At 56.2% G+C, this 333-nt stretch carries 1 rRNA gene; it reads left to right on the plus strand.

What is annotated here, in order from left to right:
- Positions 1 to 333, plus strand: a 16S ribosomal RNA gene (locus J9885_RS14940); the annotation flags it as partial.

Below are 333 nucleotides of genomic sequence, written 5' to 3' on the forward strand. Positions count from 1 at the left end.
CTGGGAAATTGCCCAGTCGAGGGGGATAACAGTTGGAAACGACTGCTAATACCGCATACGCCCTACGGGGGAAAGCAGGGGACCTTCGGGCCTTGCGCGATTGGATATGCCCAGGTGGGATTAGCTAGTTGGTGAGGTAATGGCTCACCAAGGCGACGATCCCTAGCTGGTCTGAGAGGATGATCAGCCACACTGGAACTGAGACACGGTCCAGACTCCTACGGGAGGCAGCAGTGGGGAATATTGCACAATGGGGGAAACCCTGATGCAGCCATGCCGCGTGTGTGAAGAAGGCCTTCGGGTTGTAAAGCACTTTCAGCGAGGAGGAAAGGT

It is taken from the genome of Aeromonas sp. SrichE-2G (assembly GCF_017939565.1).
Lineage (GTDB): Bacteria > Pseudomonadota > Gammaproteobacteria > Enterobacterales > Aeromonadaceae > Aeromonas > Aeromonas taiwanensis.